The sequence below is a fragment of the Streptomyces sp. NPDC048018 genome (assembly GCF_043202995.1).
Lineage (GTDB): Bacteria > Actinomycetota > Actinomycetes > Streptomycetales > Streptomycetaceae > Streptomyces.
In genome coordinates this window covers 555595-571172 of the sequence record NZ_JBIDBK010000005.1, presented here as the reverse complement: position 1 = coordinate 571172, position 15578 = coordinate 555595, and the positions used below count along the sequence as shown (strand labels likewise).

General features: G+C 71.3%; 14 protein-coding genes. 8 read left to right on the top strand and 6 right to left on the bottom strand.

Going from position 1 to position 15578, the window contains the following annotated elements; translation table 11 throughout:
• Window positions 1-8: 8 nt before the first annotated feature.
• The 3 genes from pheA (at window position 9) to ACGF1Z_RS22505 (ending at window position 3614) form a co-directional block, all read left to right on the top strand.
• The gene (pheA, locus tag ACGF1Z_RS22515; protein WP_376627428.1) at window positions 9-944 is read left to right on the top strand and encodes a prephenate dehydratase; all 936 of its coding nucleotides are present in this window, start codon (window positions 9-11) and stop codon (window positions 942-944) included.
• Between the two features lie 577 nt (window positions 945-1521).
• The gene (gene serS, locus ACGF1Z_RS22510) at window positions 1522-2811 is read left to right on the top strand and encodes a serine--tRNA ligase (protein WP_393006626.1); all 1290 of its coding nucleotides are present in this window, start codon (window positions 1522-1524) and stop codon (window positions 2809-2811) included.
• The gene (locus tag ACGF1Z_RS22505; RefSeq protein ID WP_393006624.1) at window positions 2808-3614 is read left to right on the top strand and encodes an HAD family hydrolase; all 807 of its coding nucleotides are present in this window, start codon (window positions 2808-2810) and stop codon (window positions 3612-3614) included. Before serS ends, ACGF1Z_RS22505 begins: the two co-directional genes overlap by 4 nt.
• 96 nt (window positions 3615-3710) lie before the next feature.
• On the opposite strand, the gene ACGF1Z_RS22500 is transcribed toward ACGF1Z_RS22505, so the two are convergent.
• On the bottom strand, window positions 3711-4316 hold the full coding sequence (locus ACGF1Z_RS22500) for a rhomboid-like protein (RefSeq protein WP_393006622.1): 606 nt from the start codon (window positions 4314-4316) through the stop codon (window positions 3711-3713).
• Between the two features lie 127 nt (window positions 4317-4443).
• Window positions 4444-5847: a dihydrolipoyl dehydrogenase gene (gene lpdA / locus ACGF1Z_RS22495; RefSeq protein ID WP_393006620.1), complete on the bottom strand. Its 1404-nt coding sequence runs from the start codon at window positions 5845-5847 to the stop codon at window positions 4444-4446.
• A 135-nt stretch (window positions 5848-5982) separates the two neighbouring features.
• Between lpdA and ACGF1Z_RS22490 the strand changes: the two genes are divergently transcribed.
• Both ACGF1Z_RS22490 and ACGF1Z_RS22485 read left to right on the top strand, forming a co-directional pair.
• Window positions 5983-6669 (top strand): FadR/GntR family transcriptional regulator, encoded by a 687-nt coding sequence (locus ACGF1Z_RS22490; protein ID WP_393006618.1) that lies wholly within the window; start codon window positions 5983-5985, stop codon window positions 6667-6669.
• A 116-nt stretch (window positions 6670-6785) separates the two neighbouring features.
• On the top strand, window positions 6786-8039 hold the full coding sequence (locus ACGF1Z_RS22485; RefSeq protein WP_393006936.1) for a CynX/NimT family MFS transporter: 1254 nt from the start codon (window positions 6786-6788) through the stop codon (window positions 8037-8039).
• Window positions 8040-8073: 34 nt separating this feature from the next.
• On the opposite strand, the gene ACGF1Z_RS22480 is transcribed toward ACGF1Z_RS22485, so the two are convergent.
• The 4 genes from ACGF1Z_RS22480 to ACGF1Z_RS22465 are packed head-to-tail and all read right to left on the bottom strand — an operon-like array spanning window position 8074 to window position 11589.
• Window positions 8074-8793, bottom strand: a complete 720-nt coding sequence (locus tag ACGF1Z_RS22480) for an ABC transporter permease (protein WP_376627417.1) — start codon at window positions 8791-8793, stop codon at window positions 8074-8076.
• Window positions 8794-8807: 14 nt separating this feature from the next.
• A complete protein-coding gene (locus ACGF1Z_RS22475; protein ID WP_393006615.1) occupies window positions 8808-9719 on the bottom strand; it encodes an ABC transporter ATP-binding protein in 912 nt (303 codons plus the stop codon).
• A complete protein-coding gene (locus ACGF1Z_RS22470) occupies window positions 9716-10630 on the bottom strand; it encodes an ABC transporter permease (RefSeq protein WP_393006613.1) in 915 nt (304 codons plus the stop codon). The genes ACGF1Z_RS22475 and ACGF1Z_RS22470 overlap by 4 nt, the downstream gene beginning before the upstream one ends.
• Window positions 10627-11589, bottom strand: a complete 963-nt coding sequence (locus ACGF1Z_RS22465; protein WP_393006934.1) for an ABC transporter ATP-binding protein — start codon at window positions 11587-11589, stop codon at window positions 10627-10629. Before ACGF1Z_RS22465 ends, ACGF1Z_RS22470 begins: the two co-directional genes overlap by 4 nt.
• Before the next feature lie 230 nt (window positions 11590-11819).
• On the opposite strand from ACGF1Z_RS22465, the gene ACGF1Z_RS22460 reads away from it, so the two are divergent.
• The 3 genes from ACGF1Z_RS22460 to ACGF1Z_RS22450 all read left to right on the top strand — a co-directional run bounded on the left by ACGF1Z_RS22460 (window position 11820) and on the right by ACGF1Z_RS22450 (window position 15492).
• Complete coding sequence (locus ACGF1Z_RS22460) at window positions 11820-12686, top strand: M24 family metallopeptidase (RefSeq protein ID WP_393006611.1); 867 nt, start codon at window positions 11820-11822, stop codon at window positions 12684-12686.
• Window positions 12683-14464 (top strand): SDR family oxidoreductase, encoded by a 1782-nt coding sequence (locus tag ACGF1Z_RS22455; RefSeq protein ID WP_393006609.1) that lies wholly within the window; start codon window positions 12683-12685, stop codon window positions 14462-14464. The genes ACGF1Z_RS22460 and ACGF1Z_RS22455 overlap by 4 nt, the downstream gene beginning before the upstream one ends.
• A gap of 98 nt (window positions 14465-14562) precedes the next feature.
• The gene (locus tag ACGF1Z_RS22450; protein WP_393006607.1) at window positions 14563-15492 is read left to right on the top strand and encodes a MerR family transcriptional regulator; all 930 of its coding nucleotides are present in this window, start codon (window positions 14563-14565) and stop codon (window positions 15490-15492) included.
• The last annotated feature ends 86 nt before the right edge of the window (window positions 15493-15578 follow it).

The following is a 15578-nucleotide window of genomic DNA, read 5'->3' as shown; positions in this document are numbered from 1 at the left end:
GTGACCGTATGTCAGCCACCCGGTATACGTATCTCGGTCCCGAAGGCACCTTCACGGAGGCCGCGCTGCGTACGCTGCCCGAGGCCGCGACGCGGGAACTCGTACCGATGGTCTCGGTCCCGGCGGCGCTCGACGCCGTACGGAACGGCGAGGCGGCGGCGGCGCTCGTGCCGATCGAGAACTCGGTCGAGGGCGGGGTGACCGCGACCCTCGACGAGCTGGCCTCGGGCGAGCCGCTGATGATCTACCGCGAGGTGCTGCTGCCGATCGCCTTCGCGCTGCTCGTACGGCCCGGGACCAAGCTGTCGGAGATCAAGACGGTCACGGGCCACCCGGTCGCCCAGCCGCAGGTCCGGAACTGGATGCGGGCCCATCTGCCGGACGCGGTGTGGGAGTCCGCCGCGTCCAACGCGGACGGGGCGCGCCTGGTCCAGGAGGGGCGTTTCGACGCGGCCTTCGCGGGCGAGTTCGCGGCGGCGACGTACGGCCTGGAGGCCCTGGTCACGGAGATCCACGACGCCGAGAACGCGGAGACGCGTTTCGTGCTCGTGGGCCGGCCGGCCCGGCCCGCGGCGCCGACGGGCGCGGACAAGACCTCGGTCGTGCTGTGGCTGGGCGACGACCACCCGGGCGCCCTGCTGGAACTCCTCCAGGAATTCGCCGTGCGCGGGGTGAACCTGATGCTGATCCAGTCGCGGCCCACGGGCGCGGGCATCGGCAATTACTGCTTCGCCGTCGACGCGGAGGGGCATATCGCGGACCGCCGGGTCGGCGAGGCGCTGATGGGCCTGAAGCGGATCTGCCCGAACGTGCGCTTCCTCGGCTCGTACCCGCGGGCGGGCGCCTCGCGTGAGGACGTACGGCCGCTGCGGCGGGGCACGTCGGACGCCGAGTTCACGGATGCGTCCGACTGGCTGGCGCGGGTCCAGGACGGCCGGGCCTGACCTCCGGCGCGAACGCGGGGTCCGCTCCGGTCTGACCACCGGGCCCCTTGTCCGCCCGGCTCCTGCCCTGCCTCCGGGGGCGCCTGTCTGCCGGGGTGCGGCGCCTGCCTGCCGGGGTGCGGCGCCTGTCTGCCGGGGTGCGGCGCCTGTCTGCCGGGTGCGGGCTGCCGGCTGCCGGCTGCCCGGGGCGCGTCGTCCACAGGTTCGGACCACCGGTCCTACCTGCATACTTTTCGGTTACCCACAGAAGTTATCCACAGCCGCGCTTCTCGACCTGGGGACAAGTCGACAAGGTCGCGGAGCGTGGTCGACAAATCACTGTCACCCCTCTTCCGACGTGCCACTCTTCGGGGTGAGCAATTCCCACTCGAAGGAGTGGGAAAATGGCGGCGAAGATCGCCGAGCCGCCTCGTCCACAGAACTTTCGCACAGCCTGTGGATAACTCACCCTCACTGGGCATTGCTGTGGAGAAACCCGGTACGGGAAAATACCGGGAAAACAAAGCAATTCGGTCAAAGCGCCACGCATTGCCATATCGAGTAGGGCCGCTCCCAGTGACACCGGTAGCCTGGTGGGGTGATTGACCTTCGCCTGCTCCGTGAGGACCCCGACCGTGTTCGCGCCTCCCAGCGCGCCCGTGGAGAGGACGTCGCCCTCGTCGACGCCCTGCTCTCCGCCGATGAGCGGCGCAGGTCGTCCGGCGTCCGCTTCGACGAACTCCGCTCCGAGCAGAAGGCGCTCGGCAAGCTGATCCCCAAGGCCTCCCCCGAGGAGCGCGCCACGCTCCTGCAGAAGGCCGAGCAGCTCAAGACCGACGTCAAGGCCGCCGAGGCCGAGCAGAACGAGGCGGACGAGACGGCCCGCGCGCTGCTGCTCCAGCTCGGCAACATCGTCCACCAGGACGTGCCGGTCGGCGGCGAGGAGGACTTCGTCGTCCTCGAGACCCACGGCACCATCCGCGACTTCGCGGCCGAGGGCTTCGAGCCCAAGGACCACCTGGAGCTCGGCGAGGCGCTGGGCGCCATCGACGTCGAGCGCGGCGCCAAGGTCTCCGGTTCGCGCTTCTACTACCTGACCGGCGTCGGCGCGCTCCTGGAGCTCGCCCTGGTCAACGCGGCGATCGCGCAGGCCACCGAGGCCGGCTTCATCCCGATGCTCACCCCCGCGCTGGTCCGCCCGCGCGCCATGGAGGGCACCGGCTTCCTCGGCCAGGCCGCCGAGAACGTGTACCACCTGGAGAAGGACGACTACTACCTGGTCGGCACCTCCGAGGTCCCGCTCGCCGCGTACCACATGGACGAGATCATCGAGGCCGACAAGCTGCCGCTGCGCTACGCGGGCTTCTCCCCGTGCTTCCGCCGCGAGGCCGGCACGTACGGCAAGGACACCCGCGGCATCTTCCGCGTCCACCAGTTCGACAAGGTCGAGATGTTCTCGTACGTCGCTCCGGAGGACGCCGAGGCCGAGCACAAGCGTCTCCTGGACTGGGAGAAGCAGTGGCTGACCTCCCTGGAGCTGCCGTTCCAGGTGATCGACGTCGCCACCGGCGACCTGGGCGCCTCCGCCTCGCGCAAGTTCGACTGCGAGGCCTGGATCCCGACCCAGGGCAAGTACCGCGAGCTGACCTCCGCCTCCAACTGCGACGGCTTCCAGGCCCGCCGGCTCTCCGTGCGCATGCGCGAGGAGAAGGACGGCAAGAAGACGGTGCAGCCGCTGGCCACCCTGAACGGCACGCTGTGCGCCGTCCCGCGCACCATCGTGGCGATCCTGGAGAACCACCAGCTGGCCGACGGTTCGGTGCGGGTGCCCGAGGTGCTCCGCCCCTACCTCGGCGGCCGTGAGGTCCTGGAGCCGATCTCCAAGTGAGCCCGTTCCCCTACCGCCTGGTCGCGACGGACCTCGACGGCACGCTGCTGCGGGCCGACGAGTCCGTCTCCGCCCGCACGCGGGACGCCCTCACCGCCGCGACGGCGGCGGGGGCCGCGCACATCGTCGTGACCGGGCGGGCCGTGCCCTGGACCCGGCACATCCTCGACGACCTCGGCTACGAGGGACTCGCCGTCTGCGGCCAGGGCGCACAGGTCTACCACGCCGGTGAGCACCGGCTGCTGACCTCCCTGACCCTCGACCGGCAGCTCGCCGGGCTCGCCCTCTCCAAGATCGAGGCGGAGGTCGGGTCGCTGGCCGTGGCCGCGAGCCGCGACGGCCTGGAGGGCGAGGTCCTGATCGGCCCCGGCTACCGGGTCCAGGAGGGGCCGCTGCCGTACGTCCCGTACGAGGACCCCACGGAGCTGTGGGCGGCGCCGCTCACCAAGCTCTACGTGCAGCACCCGACGCTCACCGACGACCAGCTGACCCGGGTCGCCCGCGAGACGGTCGGCGGCCTCGTCGACGTCGTCATGGCCGGCCCGGGGATCGTCGAGATCGTGCCGCTGGGCCTCAGCAAGGCGACCGGTCTCTCGCTGGCCGCACGCCGGCTCGGCGTGAAGGCCGCGGAGACGATCGCCTTCGGCGACATGCCCAACGACATCCCCCTGTTCGGCTGGGCGGCCCACGGCGTGGCCATGGCCAACGCCCACGAGGAGCTGAAGGCGGTGGCCGACGAGGTCACCGCCTCCAACGAGGAGGACGGCATCGCCGTCGTCCTGGAGCGCCTGCTGCAGGCATAGAGCGACTGCTCCGGATCCCGGGGCGGCACGAGGAAGCGGGGCGGCCCGCGCGGTTCGCCTCCGCGCGCTCGAAGCGGCCGCCCCGCTCTCGTTCCTCTAGTGTGCGCCGGGCCCTGCCGGCCCCACCAGCGGTTTTCTCCGGGTGATCGGCCAGAAGGCCAGCCCGATCAGCAGCGACACCCCATGCCCCAGATCCGTGTACGTGCGGTCGGTGAGCATCGGCACGGCGAAGAAGGCGATCGCCCCCACGAGATACGGCCAGCGCCAGGGCCGGGGCAGCCGGTAGGTCAGGATCCCGACCGAGGCCGCCAGGCCGTAGCTCACCCCGATGTCGACGACGTGCGCCATGCTGCGCGGCACGTCGTGGTCCTGGATCGCCGCCAGCACCACGTTCTGGCTGATGAGGGTGGCCGCGACGTGCGCCGTGGTGACGACGGCCAGCCATTTCACCGTGCCGAGCCAGCGCTCCACCGGCGCGTGGAACAGTTCGAAGAGCACGGCGTAGAAGGGCAGGCTCGCCGGGTCCTCGATCCAGAAGGCGCTGCCGAGCAGGGCCCGCATCGGATGGCGGGCGAGCTCGTAGAGATTGCTGCTGCTGCGGTGCAGCAGATAGTGCTCGAGACCCTCCGAGGAGAGCGCGATGACCAGGCTGGTGATCGTGATGATCGCCAGCCAGACATGCGTACCGGGTGCCGAACGCACCCACGACCTGATCGGTCGGGACGGTTCGCCACCCGGCGCATGAGAAGGGGATTCGCTCGGCACATCTCTGTGCCTATCACCCCTTTATGGGGGAAACCTGAGAAGAACCCCCGAAACGGGTCCGGACTCAGAAATTGATCATGTGTCCGGCGATGCCGTGGATGGCTTCCTTGACGGCCTCGCCGAGGGTCGGGTGCGCGTGGACGTTGCGCGCGACCTCGTGCACCGTCAGGTCCCACTGCTGCGCCAGCGTGAGCTCGGGGAGGAGCTCCGTGACGTCGGGGCCGATGAGGTGGGCGCCGATGATCTCGCCGTACCGGGCGTCGGCGACGATCTTCACGAAGCCGGTGGAGTCGCCCAGGCCGTGCGCCTTGCCGTTCGCCATGAAGGGGAACTTCGCGACCTTGACGTCGTAGCCCTTCTCGCGGGCCTGCGCCTCGGTGTAGCCGAAGCTCGCGATCTGCGGCTGGCAGTAGGTGGCGCGCGGGATCATCGGGTAGTCGAGTTCCATCGTCTCGGCGTCCGCGATGGTCTCCGCGGCGATGACACCCATGGCCTCGGCGGTGTGCGCGAGCATCAGCTTGGCGGTGACGTCGCCGATGGCGTAGATGTGCGGCACGGAGGTGCGGCAGCGGCCGTCGACGTCGATCGCGCCGCGCTCGGTCAGCGCGACACCGGTGTTCTCCAGGCCGTAGCCGGAGACGTTCGGGGCGAAGCCGATGGCCTGCAGGACCTTGTCGGCCTCCAGCACCTTGCTCGCGCCGTCCTTGCCGGTGACGGTGACGCGGACCTGCGGGCCCGACTCGTCGATGGCCTCGACGCGGGTGGAGGTGAGGACGTCGATGCCGAGCTTGCGGTACTGCTTCGCGAGCTCCTTGGACACCTCCTCGTCCTCCAGGGGGGCCATGCGGTCGAGGAACTCGACGATGGTGACCTTGGTGCCGTAGTTGTTCAGCACGTAGGCGAACTCGATGCCGATCGCGCCGGCGCCGGCGATGATGATCGACTGCGGGGCGTCCTCGGCGAGGATCTGCTGCTCGTACGAGACGACGCGGTCGCTCAGCGCGGTGCCGGGCAGCAGCCGCGGGGTCGCGCCGGTGGCGATGATGCAGCTGTCGAACGTGATGGTCTGCGCGGTGCCGTCGGCCTTGTTCACCTGGAGGGTGTTCGCGTCGAGGAAGGTGCCCCGGCCGTCGAACTCGGTGATGCCGTTCTTCTTCATCAGGAAGTGGACGCCCTTGACGCGGCCGTCCGCGACCGTGCGGCTGCGGCGGAACGCCTCGCCGTAGTCGAAGGAGACCGTGCCGTCGACCTTGATGCCGAAGGTCTTGGCCTCGTGGTGGAAGATGTGGGCCAGCTCGGCGTTGCGCAGCAGCGCCTTGGTGGGGATGCAGCCGACGTTCAGGCAGACACCGCCCCAGTACTTCTCCTCGACGACCGCGACCCGCTTGCCCAGCTGGGCGGCGCGGATGGCGGCGACGTAGCCGCCGGGGCCAGCTCCGAGTACGACGACGTCGAAGCGGTCTGACATGACTGACTCCCGAGGGTGATGAGGGTGTTCGGCACACGTACGAGCCCACAGTAGTCCGGTCGCTGCGGCCGGGCGGGTGAGGCGATCGAGCTCACTTGTAGGATGACTGGGCAACCGGGCGAATAGAGGATTTCGATGGCACTGAAGGCGGCGGGGCGGACCTCGCTCGTGGATTCCGTGGTGGCGCAGCTGCGGGCGCAGCTCGCCGACGGCGAGTGGGCGGTCGGCGACCGCATCCCCACCGAACACGACCTCGCCCAGCTGCTCGGGGTCGGCCGCAACACCGTCCGCGAGGCCGTCCGGGTCCTGGTGCACTCCGGGCTCCTGGAGTCCCGTCAGGGCAACGGCACCTTCGTCCGCTCCACCGCCGACCCGGCCGCCGTCCTCCAGGGCGTCCGGCACGCGGGCGCCCGTGACGTCCTGGAACTGCGGGCCGCCCTGGAGGCCGAGGCGGCGCGGCTCGCCGCGGCCCGGCGGGACACCCACGACCTGCTGCGGCTACGGGCGGCGCTCACCACCCTGCGCGAGGAGGGCGACCGGGATGCGGACGCCGACCTGGCCTTCCACCTCGCGGTCGTCGAGACCACGCACAACGCGGCCTTCCTCGAGGTGTACCGCTTCTTCTCCGCCCAGGTGCACGAGGTCCTGGTGGACGCGCTCGGGGACCGGGAGATGCCGCCGGTCGACATCGACCTGCACGAGGCCCTCGTCGTCGCCGTCGAGAAGGGCGACGCGGAGGCCGCGGAGGCGGGGGCGCGGGAGCTGCTGCGGCTGCCGATGGAGACCCTCGCGGCACTGGAGCGGGAGGGCGAGGCCCGTTGACTCCCGGCACCGAGCTCCCCGGCACGGGCACGGCGTACGGGTCGAGGACGTCCGCACCGGCGCCTCCGGTCGACACGGACGCCCCGGTCCGGTCCTCCGCGGCCGTGGCCTCCGACGTGGGGCGGCCCGCCGCCCCGGTCCGGTCCTCCGCGGCCGGACGGGCCTTCGCGGCGGGCGCGGGTGCCCGGCGGGCGCTGCTCGCGCACCCGGTGCTGCTCCTGGTCGGCATCGTGCTGGCCTCGCTCAACATGCGCGCCGCCCTCGCGAGCGTGTCGCCGCTGGTGGGCGAGCTGGCGGAGAGCTACGGGCTGTCCTCGGCGGCGAGCTCCCTGGTGACCTCGGTGCCGGTGCTGTTCCTCGGCCTCGGCGCGCTCGCGGCGCCCTGGCTCGGGCGGCGCCTCGGCGCCGAGCGGGTGCTGTTCGGGGCGCTGCTGCTGCTCGGGGTGGGCATCCTGGTGCGGATCCTGCCGACTGCGGCCGCTCTCTACTGCGGCGGCGTGCTGGTCGGCACGGCGATCGCGCTCCTGAACGTGCTGATGCCGGGCCTGATCAAGCGGGACTTCCCCGACCGGGCCGCGTCGATGACCTCGGTCTACACGGGCGCGATGATCGCGGGCGCGACCCTGGTCGCCGCCTCCTCCGTCCCTCTCGAGAAGGCGCTGGGCGGCTGGCGGGCCTCGCTCGGCTTCTGGTCGCTGCTGGCGGTGGTGGCCGCCCTCGCCTGGCTGCCGCAGCTCCTGGTCGCCCGGGCCGGGACCGGGCACGAGGTGCGGCGGGCCGCGGGGCCCGCGATGCCGCCCCGCTCGGTGTGGCGGTCGGCGCTCGCCTGGCAGGTGACCCTGTTCATGGGGCTGCAGTCGCTGTGGACGTACGTCCTGATCGCCTGGATGCCGACGATCTTCACGGACGGGGGGATGAGCCGCTCGCAGGCCGGTGTCGTCTTCGCCTTCAACAACCTGCTGCAGGTGGTGGGCGCCTTCGCCGTGCCTCTGCTGGCCGGCCGGATGCGGAGCCAGCGCCCGCTGATCGTTCTGGTGACGAGCCTGGTCGCGGCCGGCTACGCCGGCCTCATGACCGCCCCGGTGCAGGGTGCCTGGCTGTGGGCGGCGCTCCTCGGCGTCGGCCAGGGCGGGGCGGTGGGTCTCGCGCTCACCCTGATCGTGCTGCGCGCGGGCGACGCGCCGACCGCGTCCCGGCTCTCCGGGATGGCCCAGACCGTGGGCTATCTGATGGCGGCGGCGGGGCCGCTGGCCGCCGGTGCCCTGCACCAGGCGACGGGTTCCTGGACACCGCCCGTCCTCGCCGTGCTCGGTGTGTGCGCGGCGGCGCTCGCCGTGGGTCTGCTCGCGGCCCGGAGCCGTACGGTCTGAGTTCGGCACGGCTCCGGTGCACGCGGCCGGTCGGCTACTCCTCGCCCGCGAGGGTCATGGTGCGCAGCTTGCGGCCGGCGAACCAGGTCGCTCCCACGGTCACCGCGAGCAGCAGCACCACCGCGGTCGGCAGGGCCACCTCGGAGGTGATGAGGCTGTCGCCGGTGACCTTCTCGGCGAGGGCGAGCGCCCATTGCTGGACGCTGAGGGTGCGGGCGCCGGCGATCAGGGAGCCGAACAGGGCCTCCCAGACCAGGGCGTAGACCAGGCCGATGACGACCGCGTGCCGGCTGACGGTGCCCAGGAGCAGGAACAGCGCGCTGTAGGCGATGGAGGCCACCAGGGCCGCCACGGTGTAGGCGACCGCGACCTGCTGCCCGTTGCCGTTGAGGATGAAGCCGGCGATCAGGGTCGGTACGGCGGAGAAGACCATCGTCACGGCGACCGCGACGAAGAGCTTGGTGACGATGATCGTCGGGCGCTTCACCGGCTTGGCGAGGAGATAGACGATCGAGCCGTCGTCGATCTCCGGGCCGATCGCGCCGGTACCGGCGATCACGCCGATCAGCGGCACCATCGTGGCCAGCGCGAAGCCGCCCAGGACGTCGGCGGCGACCTGGTCGTCGGCGCCGTTGAACATGCGGATGGCGACGGCGATCACGATCAGCATCGCGGGCAGCGCGAAGAGGATCAGTGCCCGCCGGCGGCCGAGGAGCGCCCGGTAGGTGAGCCGGGCGACGGTGGGGTTGTACATCGGTCGGGCTCCTTTCAGGCCGCTACGAGATACGAGAAGACGGATTCGAGGGACTCGTCCGAGGGCGAGACCGTCAGGAGGCGGATGCCGCGCTCCTTGGCGACCTGGGGCAGCAGCTCGGTGAACCGGCCGAAGTCCACGGCCTGGATGCGCAGGGCGCCCTCCTTGTGGTCGACCTCGATTCCGGCCGTCGACGGGTCGGCGATCAGCGCGGCCGCCAGGGCCCGGTCGTCGCTGGAGCGGACGAGATAGCGGTGCGGCCGGTCGGTCATCAGCCGGCGGATGCGGCGGAAGTCGCCGGAGGCCGCGTGGCGTCCGGCCACGATCACCTCGATGTGCGAGGCGAGCTGCTCGACCTCCTCCAGGATGTGCGAGGAGAAGAGCACCGTGCGGCCCTCGGCGCCCATCCGGCGCAGCAGGTCCATCAACTGCATGCGCTGGCGCGGGTCCATGCCGTTGAACGGCTCGTCGAGCAGCAGCACCGACGGCTCGTGGACGAGGGCCGAGGCCATCTTCACGCGCTGCCGCATGCCCTTGCTGTACGTGGCGATCTTGCGGTCCTGGGCGTATTCCATCTCCACCGTGGCGAGGGCCCGTTGGGCCTCCTTGTCGCCCAGGCCCTGCAACTCGGCGTTGGCGACGACGAATTCACGTCCGGTGAGGAAGTCGTACATCGCCTCCCGCTCGGGGACGATGCCGATCTTGCGGTAGACCGACTCGTTGCGCCAGATCGTCTCGCCGTCGAGCGTGACGGTGCCGGTGGAGGGGTTGAGGAAGCCGCCCATCATGTTGATGAGGGTCGACTTCCCGGCTCCGTTGGGGCCGAGCAGGCCGGTGACTCCGGGGCCGACGGTCATGGTGACGTCGTTGACGGCCACGACGTTGCCGAACCAGCGGGACGCGTGGTCGATGTTGAGCGAGGTCACAGCCCGACCTTTCGGTAGCGGCGCATCAGCACGCCGTACGAACCGGCGATGAGCGCGAGGACGACCAGCAGATAGACCACGCCGACCGCGGTGCCGGGTGCCGCGGCCTCCCCGCCGGGGGCGGCGGTGGGCGCGCCGAGGAAGGCGTCCTGCACTCCGCCGATGAGGGTGATCGGCGAGAACAGGCCGATCCACTTCACGGCGCCGACGTTGTCGGTGCCGTAGGCGATGCCCTGGAGGGTGGAGACCGCTCCGTAGGAGATCACCAGGGTCGCGATGACGGCGGCGACGCCGAAGCCGCGGCGCGGGGTCAGGGCCGCCATGACGAGGCCGATGCCGCCGAAGAGCAGCGAGAGCAGCGTGACGGAGACGAGGCCCTGGCCGAGCATCTGCGCCTGCTCGGCGAAGTCCATCTTGGCGAGCAGCGAGCCGACGAACAGGATCAGCAGCGGAGCGGCGGTGAGGACGAACATCGCGGAGGCCATCGCCCCGTACTTGGCGAGCACGTAGTCGACGCGCTCGATCGGGCGGGCGAAGTAGAGGGGGACGGTCCGGAACCTGAGGTCGCGGGAGACCGACTGCGGGGCCTGGGCGGCCACGAAGATGGCGATCACCATCTGGAGGAAGATCGCGTACTGGGTGTACTCGATCGACAGCTTCGAGGACTTGGTGACGACCGCGACCGCGACGATGATCAGCGCGGGCACGCACATCACCGCGAACAGCAGCATCGGCAGCACCTTGGACTTGGCGCTGCGGCCGAGTCCGTACGCACCGCGCAGCGACTGCGAGAACAGCGCCCGGCGGGCGGACGAACGGCCGAGCCGCGGGCCGTCGTAGCCGCGGTAGCCGATGTTGTGGATCTGCGTGGCCTCGCGGCCCTGCACGGTGTCGGGGGTCGGGGCACTCATCGCGCCGGCACCTCCTCCTGCTGCTCGGCCCGCGGCTTGAACACCTCGGCGATGTGGTGGCGGCGCTGCTCCATGCGGACGAGACCGAGGCCGAGGCCGGCGACGGTGTCCCGGACCAGGTCGTAGGTGTCCTCTCCGGCGGCCTCCAGGAGCAGGATGTGACCGGCGCCCGGCAGTCCCTCCTCCACCCCCGCGTGCAGGGTGATGCCGGCGGCGGTGAGGGCGGCGCGGAGCGCCTCCGTGCCGTCGGGGTGGGCGTCGGAGTCCGTGACCTCGACCGCCAGGGTCGTGGTGCTGCGGGTGAAGTCGCTGGTGGAGCTGGAGCGGAGCAGCCGGCCGCCGTCGATGACGACGACGTGGTCGCAGGTGCGCTCCAGCTCGCCGAGCAGGTGCGAGGTGACGAGGACCGAGATGCCGAAGTCGGTCCACACCCGCCGGATCAGGCCGAGCATGTCGTCCCGGCCGACCGGGTCGAGGCCGTTGGTCGGCTCGTCGAGCAGCACCAGCTGCGGGTCGTGGACGAGGGCCTGCGCCAGCTTCACACGCTGCTTCATGCCCGTCGAGTAGCCGCCCATCGGGCGATAGCGCTCCTCGTACAGGCCGACGTGGCGCAGGGTGTCGGCGGTCCGCTCGCGGGCGGCGGTCGCGGGCAGGCCCGACATGCGCGCCATGTGCACAACGAACTCGGTCGCCGAGACGTCGGGCGGCAGGCAGTCGTGCTCCGGCATGTAGCCGACGCGCTCGCGGATCTGGGCGCCGGAGGTGGCCACGTCGAGTCCGAGGACTTCGGCGCGGCCCTCCGTGGCCGGGGACAGACCGAGAAGGATCTTGATCATCGTGGACTTGCCGGCTCCGTTGGCACCCACCAGTCCGGTCACACCGGGCCCGATGTCCAGGGAGAGCCGGTCGAGAGCGGTCACCCGGGGGAACCGCTTGCTGAGGCTTTCGGTGGCGATCACAGTCACGTCTCCGACGGTAGTGGTGTGCGTCACGGCAGGCGTCAGCCCAACGGCTCGATTCATGTCCGACTCCAGGTGTACACGCCCGTAGGGGAGCAGCGACCAAGGTCTCGTTTTCCACAGGCCCGTGCACGCCCCTTGACGCAGCCGCCGTGCATTGTCACATTCATCGATGGCAAGTTACGGACGCGTAGCGCATCCGGACGGTCACACAGGACGGGCGGGGTGACATGGCATCGGTCGGAACGGCGGGCGCGGCGGTGACGCGCGAACTCACCGCGGAGCTGCGCGGGTTCAGAGAGGTGCAGCGGCTCTCCTACGCCTGCGCGGAGGCCGTCGCGGCGCAGCTCAGACCGGGCGTGACCGAGCGGGAGGCGGCCCGGATGCAGCGGGAGTGGCTGTACGAGCGCGGGGTGAGGGACTGGTTCCACCGGCCCTTCGCCTGGTTCGGGGACCGCACCGCCTTCGTCGACTTCAAGATCCCGCTCCAGTTCTTCCCGACGAACCGGCGCCTCGAGCCCGGGATGCCCTTCATCCTGGACATGGCCCCGGTCCACAAGGGCTACACGGCGGACATCGGCTACTCGGGCTCCCTGGGCCTCAATCCCGTCCAGGACAAGCTGCTCGCCGACCTCAGGGAGCACCGCGAGCTGATCCTGCGCGAGGTGCGCGAGCGCCGCACGCTGCGCGAGATCTACGAGGACGTGGACCGGCTCATGGTCCGCCAGGGGTACGCGAACCGGCACCGGGCCTATCCCTTCGGCGTCATCGCCCACAGGATCGACCGGGTGAGAGAGCGCCGCTGGGCGCCCACCCTGTTCGGCTTCGGCACCCAGTCCCTCAAGGGCCTGGCGAGCGACGCCCTGCACGGCCACCGGGACGGCTGGTCCCCGCTGTGGTCGCCGTACACGTTCTCCGACCACCCGCCCGTGCCGGGCCTCTGGGCGGTCGAGCCGCACCTCGGATTCCGGGGTACGGGCGCGAAGTTCGAGGAGATCCTGGTCGTCACCGACTCCCGGGACCCCGAGCAGAGCGCGTACTGGCTGGACGACGACCTGCCGCACGTGCGGCGCTGGAACGAGGAGGGGGCGGCATGATCGCGGGACTCGACGGGGCGCGGGAGCGCTGGGTCCGTACCGGCGGGATAGAGCTGTGTGTGGCCGAGCTGGGGGACGAGAGCCGTCCGACGGTGCTGCTCGTGCACGGCTACCCGGACTCCAAGGAGGTCTGGTCGGAGGTCGCGGCCCGGCTCGCCGAGCGGTTCCACGTGGTGCTGTACGACATCCGGGGACACGGCAGGTCGACGGCGCCGGCCCCGCTGCGCGGCGGCTTCACGCTGGAGAAGCTGACCGACGACTTCCTGGCGGTCGCGGACGCGGTCAGCCCGGACCGGCCGGTGCACCTGGTCGGCCACGACTGGGGTTCGGTGCAGTCCTGGGAGTTCGTGACGGTCCCCCGCACCGAGGGCCGGATCGCCTCCTTCACCTCGATGTCCGGCCCCTCCCTCGACCACTTCGGACACTGGATCAAGAGCCGGATGACCCGGCCCACCCCGCGCCGGGTCGGGCAGCTCCTCGGCCAGGGCGCCAAGTCCTGGTACGTGTACCTGCTGCACACCCCCGTGCTGCCGGAGCTCGCCTGGCGCGGGCCGCTCGGCAGGCGCTGGCCGAAGATCCTGGAGCGGCTCGAGCGGATCCCCGCCGGTGACTACCCCACGGCGTCCCTGCCCGGGGACGCGGCGCACGGCGCGTGGCTCTACCGGGACAACGTGCGGGCGCGGCTCTCCCGCCCGCGGCCCGACGCCTTCGCGCACGCGCCCGTGCAGCTGATCACGCCCACCGGCGACGCGTTCCTCTCCGAGCGGCTCTACGACGACCTGGCCGGCTGGGTGCCGGACCTCACCCGGCGGACCCTGCCGGCCAAGCACTGGGTGCCGCGCACCCGCCCCGATCAACTGGCCTCCTGGATCACCGAGTTCGTCGAGGCGAACGAGGACCCGGCGGCCAGGGCGCCGAAGCCGGCGAGGAGCGAGGTGCGCCCGGAGTACGCAGAGCGCTTCGGCGGTCAGCTGGTCCTGGTGACCGGCGCGGCCAGCGGCATCGGCCGGGCCACCGCCTTCGCGTTCGCCGAGGCCGGCGCCCGGGTGATCGCGGTGGACCGGGACACCGAGGGCGCGGCGCGTACGGCGGAGATGTCCCGGCTCATCGGGGCGCCCGAGGCCTGGGGCGAGACCGTCGACGTCGCCGACGAGCAGGCGATGGAGAAGCTGGCCGCGAAGGTGGCGAGCGAGTACGGCGTGGTCGACGTGCTGGTCAACAACGCGGGGATCGGCCTGACCGGCTCCTTCTTCGAGACCACGCCCGAGGAGTGGAAGCGGGTCCTCGACGTCAATCTGTGGGGCGTGATCCACGGCTGTCGGGCCTTCGGCGCGCAGATGGCCGAGCGCGGCCAGGGCGGCCACATCGTCAACACGGCGTCCGCGGCCGCCTTCCAGCCCTCGCGCGCCCTGCCCGCGTACAGCACGTCCAAGGCCGCGGTGCTGATGCTGAGCGAGTGCCTGCGGGCCGAGCTCGCGGACCAGGGCATCGGGGTCTCGGCGATCTGCCCGGGCATCGTGAACACCAACATCACGGCGACCGCCCGGTTCGCCGGAGTCACGGACGAGGCGGAGGAGAGGCGGCGCCAGAAGAAGGCCTCGCGGCTCTACGGTCTGCGCAACTACCCGCCGGAGAAGGTCGCGGACGCGATCCTGCGGGCGGTGCTGCGCGACCAGGCCGTGGTCCCGGTGACCCCGGAGGCCCGGGGAGCGCATCTGATGGCACGGCTGGCCCCGGGCGCGCTGCGGGCGCTGGCACGCTGGCAGCCGCCGGCGTAGGGGCTCCTCGCGGGACTCCCGGAGCGGGGCGGTCGTACGATCCCTGGCAGGTGGGGCCCTGGGCGTCGGGGTGGAGGGAGCGGTCGGTGGGAGCGGGTTTGTCCGAGCAGTCAGCACAGCCGGAGTACCGGATCGAGGATCTGGCCCATCACAGCGGGGCCACGGTCCGGACCATCCGCGCCTACCAGGACCGCGGCCTGCTGCCCCGACCGGAGCGGCGCGGCCGGTCGAACGTCTACGGGGACACGCACCTCGCCCGGCTGCGGCAGATCGCGGACCTGCTGGACCGCGGCTACACCCTGGCCTCCATCAAGGAGCTCCTGGAGGCCTGGGACGCCGGTCGCGGGCTCGGCGGGGTGCTCGGCCTGGTCGCCGAGGTCGACGGTCCGTGGACGGACGAGGAGGCCGACCGCATCTCGCGGGCCGAGCTGGACGCGCGCTTCGGCGGCGAGCCCGACGAGGAGGCGGTGCGCGACGCGATCGAGCTCGGGGTCCTGGAGCGCATCCCGGACCGGGACGCCGAGGAGTACCTCGTGCCGAGCCCGCAAGAGCTCGCGGTGGCGGCGGAGTTGTACGCGGCGGGCGTTCCGCTGGCGGCGATCACCGGGCACCTGAGGGAACTTCGCGGGCAGGTCGAGCACATCGCCTCGCGTTTCCTGGAGTTCACGACGGAGCACGTGTTCGCGCGCTATCTGGAGCACCGGCCGCCGACGGACGCGGACGCGGCCGAGGCGGCGAGCATGGTGCGTCGCCTCCGGCCGCTCGCCCAGCAGACGGTGGACGCCGAACTCGCGCGGGCGATGCGCCTGTTCGCCACCCGGCACCTGCAGTTCCATCTCTCACCCGACGCACCGCCGCCGGCCGACCGCGAGCCCCGTTCGGTGACGCTTCCTCCGGAGACGATTCGCGCCGTGGAAAGCCTGGTTGGCGCGGAGAACGTGGCGGCGTTCGTCACTGCGGCCGCCGAACGAGAAGTACAGACAAGGACATTGGACGCCCTTGCCTCAAATGCCGCAAAAACCAGCTAAATTACCCAAGTCACCTGGGTTTCCGCGGGCGTTGTCCACAGAACCGCCAAATAGCCTGTGGATAAACCCACTTGGCTGTGGATCAA

Bases quoted from the DNA above. Each gene is read 5' to 3' on its own strand.
- pheA (WP_376627428.1), top strand. From the start codon at position 9: ATGTCAGCCACCCGGTATACGTATCTCGGTCCCGAAGGCACCTTCACG.
- lpdA (WP_393006620.1), bottom strand. From the start codon at position 5,847: ATGTCAGACCGCTTCGACGTCGTCGTACTCGGAGCTGGCCCCGGCGGC.
- ACGF1Z_RS22490 (WP_393006618.1), top strand. From the start codon at position 5,983: ATGGCACTGAAGGCGGCGGGGCGGACCTCGCTCGTGGATTCCGTGGTG.
- ACGF1Z_RS22480 (WP_376627417.1), bottom strand. From the start codon at position 8,793: ATGTACAACCCCACCGTCGCCCGGCTCACCTACCGGGCGCTCCTCGGC.
- ACGF1Z_RS22470 (WP_393006613.1), bottom strand. From the start codon at position 10,630: ATGAGTGCCCCGACCCCCGACACCGTGCAGGGCCGCGAGGCCACGCAG.
- ACGF1Z_RS22460 (WP_393006611.1), top strand. From the start codon at position 11,820: ATGGCATCGGTCGGAACGGCGGGCGCGGCGGTGACGCGCGAACTCACC.
- ACGF1Z_RS22455 (WP_393006609.1), top strand. From the start codon at position 12,683: ATGATCGCGGGACTCGACGGGGCGCGGGAGCGCTGGGTCCGTACCGGC.